We start from the raw sequence: 1,323 nt of genomic DNA on the forward strand, positions 1-1,323 counted from the left end.
AGATTTCCCGAAGCTTCAGGATATCCTGAATACTGACCTGAAATATCCGTGACGTTGTTTAATCTGTTTCCGGTGTAACTGTAATTAAGGTCATCAATCCTCATAGCCGTCGCGCTTCCCTGTAATACCCCTTCTGATCTTTTCAGGTTGGTGATATTCCCGTTGAGATCATATGCTGTTTTTTCAAAATATTCTTTAGCTGAAGGATTGACATCTTTCTGGTAAAAACCTGCCAGAAGTCTGTTGAGGCTGTCGTAAACATATCCATACCTTCTGAGGTTGTCACCTGCTGCTGTGTTGGTTTTCCAGTCTACTTCAGCGATGTTTCCGTTAAATCTGGGTTTGACTTTAAGATCCATAAAATCAGTGTTGGGATTTTCTTCTCCTTCGACCTGGTTGTATTTGATTTTATAGCCAAACAAATCACTTCCCAAATTCGCAGGATCATTGATCTTCGTCATCCATCCCCGGATATTATACTGATAATCTACCTTCTGAAGAGGAGTGGATTTATTGTTACCGCCGACTTTTTTAGTTTCAAGCTGTGAGAGTTCGTTATATTTATTCTGATGCTTGGAATTTGTTATAAAAATATAGCTATTCCCATCATGTTCAAAATGTTAGATAAAAGAGGAAATTCCGACACGTTGGAAAGAATTGAATTAGTCCGTCAATTTATCAATTGGTTTAGGAAAGACTCTATAGATTGTCTGCTTGCAGACAGAGAGTTTATCGGTCATCACTGGCTGGATTTTTGAACAGAGACAAAATTAGATATTACATAAGGCTCAGGAATAATTTTAAAGTTTTCTGCTTTGACAGGAATGAAGAAAAGCCTGTCTATTGTCTGTTTAATAAGTTGAAAGAAAAAGAATTTTATCATCATCCTAAAATCGTAAGAATCAATGGAGTTAAATGTTATGTTTCAGGATTGAAGAACTATGATAGAGAAGGTAAATTGGATTTTTTGATTTTAGTCTCTTTTAACAGGCTTGAAGAGTCTTTGGAATATTATAAGAAAAGATGGCAGACTGAAACGCTTTTCAGAGCGTTTAAAAGCAGTGGATTCAATATTGAAAATACTCATGTTACAGACCAAAAAAGACTGGAAAAATTATTCATTATTGTCATGATTGCTTTAATCTGGTATTATAAAATTGGTGACTATGTAGATGAAAATATCAGACAGATAAAAACAAAAAACACCAAAGAAAAGCCCTCAGTGTCTTTAAGTATGGATTAGAATGTTTGAATAACATTCTACTAACTAATCTTAACAGAATGAATTTGAATGCAGATATTTTTGTCATGTACTTAGTAAAA

The 1,323-nt window shown here is 34.5% G+C and carries 2 protein-coding genes and 1 pseudogene; 2 read left to right on the top strand and 1 reads right to left on the bottom strand.

The window, feature by feature from the left end; translation table 11 throughout:
• A pseudogene (locus AC2A07_RS19625) lies at positions 1-461 on the bottom strand (RHS repeat-associated core domain-containing protein); the annotation flags it as partial.
• Positions 462-617: 156 nt separating this feature from the next.
• Between AC2A07_RS19625 and AC2A07_RS19630 the strand changes: the two are divergent.
• Both AC2A07_RS19630 and AC2A07_RS19635 read left to right on the top strand, forming a co-directional pair.
• Positions 618-758 carry a hypothetical protein gene (locus tag AC2A07_RS19630; RefSeq protein ID WP_484051792.1) on the top strand — a complete coding sequence of 47 codons (141 nt, stop codon included), beginning with the start codon at positions 618-620 and terminating at the stop codon, positions 756-758.
• Positions 755-1,243, top strand: coding sequence for a transposase (locus AC2A07_RS19635; RefSeq protein WP_484051793.1), 489 nt, complete (start codon positions 755-757; stop codon positions 1,241-1,243). The genes AC2A07_RS19630 and AC2A07_RS19635 overlap by 4 nt, the downstream gene beginning before the upstream one ends.
• The last annotated feature ends 80 nt before the right edge of the window (positions 1,244-1,323 follow it).

The sequence above is a fragment of the Chryseobacterium sp. HNCC26DJ238 genome (assembly GCF_057180465.1).